Source organism: Vibrio renipiscarius (genome assembly GCF_000827885.1).
Lineage (GTDB): Bacteria > Pseudomonadota > Gammaproteobacteria > Enterobacterales > Vibrionaceae > Vibrio > Vibrio renipiscarius.
Genome location: NZ_JTKH01000017.1, coordinates 1 through 1,239, shown reverse-complemented (window position 1 = coordinate 1,239; position 1,239 = coordinate 1). Strand labels below are relative to the sequence as shown.

Here is a 1,239-nt window from a genome sequence, read left to right as displayed (position 1 = left end):
GATGGTGAGCGAATCCCAAAAAGTGCGTCGTAGTCCGGATTGGAGTCTGCAACTCGACTCCATGAAGTCGGAATCGCTAGTAATCGTGAATCAGAATGTCACGGTGAATACGTTCCCGGGCCTTGTACACACCGCCCGTCACACCATGGGAGTGGGCTGCAAAAGAAGTGGGTAGTTTAACCTTTCGAGGAGGACGCTCACCACTTTGTGGTTCATGACTGGGGTGAAGTCGTAACAAGGTAGCGCTAGGGGAACCTGGCGCTGGATCACCTCCTTATACGATGATTACTCACGATGAGTGTCCACACAGATTGATATGTTTATAAAGTTTAAGAGATAGAAACACCCCCCAAGGTGTTTCAAAAGTTTCAACTTAGTGTCCCGTTCGTCTAGAGGCCTAGGACACCGCCCTTTCACGGCGGTAACAGGGGTTCGACTCCCCTACGGGATACCACTAAGGGCCGTTAGCTCAGTTGGTAGAGCAGTTGACTTTTAATCAATTGGTCGCTGGTTCGAATCCAGCACGGCCCACCATTCTTTCTCCACGAAGGAATTAAAACTTTTAGTGGGCGATTAGCTCAGTTGGGAGAGCACCTGCCTTACAAGCAGGGGGTCACTGGTTCGAGCCCGGTATCGCCCACCATTCTCTAAGTATTTTTGGAATATAAAATCCAAACCACTCAGTAATGTATGTGGTTGGAATTTTTGACGCCGAAAGTCTTTAGAAAATGTATTTGAAGTGTAACTTCAGGTTCATATGCTCTTTAACAATTTGGAAAGCTGACTGATAACAACTATGTTGTTATCAAAAAAAGTTCTCAATGTTTACCTATATGGTAAACACCAAAAAACACATTCAAGTGTTCTTGGCAATATCATCATTTATGATGATTATTCGAAATTGAGTCCGGCAAAATCGAAAGTCTCTCACTCATAAAATAGAGAGACAACTTGGTTGTTTAACGAAACTCCTTCGGGTTGTATGGTTAAGTGACTAAGCGTACACGGTGGATGCCTTGGCAGTCAGAGGCGATGAAAGACGTAGTAACTTGCGATAAGCCCAGATTAGGTAGTAACAACCATTTGAGTCTGGGATTTCTGAATGGGGAAACCCACGTGCATAAGCACGTATCATTAACTGAATACATAGGTTAATGAGGCGAACCGGGGGAACTGAAACATCTAAGTACCCCGAGGAAGAGAAATCAGCCGAGATTCCGAAAGTAGCGGCGAGCGAAA

The 1,239-nt window shown here is 45.2% G+C and carries 3 tRNA genes and 2 rRNA genes; all 5 read left to right on the top strand.

Going from position 1 to position 1,239, the window contains the following annotated elements:
- Window positions 1-277: ribosomal RNA gene (locus OJ16_RS09855) — 16S ribosomal RNA — on the top strand; the annotation flags it as partial.
- Between the two features lie 101 nt (window positions 278-378).
- A tRNA-Glu gene (locus OJ16_RS09850) sits at window positions 379-454 on the top strand.
- Window positions 455-458: 4 nt separating this feature from the next.
- Window positions 459-534: transfer RNA gene (locus OJ16_RS09845), tRNA-Lys, on the top strand.
- A 33-nt stretch (window positions 535-567) separates the two neighbouring features.
- Window positions 568-643, top strand: a tRNA-Val gene (locus tag OJ16_RS09840).
- Between the two features lie 341 nt (window positions 644-984).
- A 23S ribosomal RNA gene (locus OJ16_RS09835) occupies window positions 985-1,239 on the top strand; the annotation flags it as partial.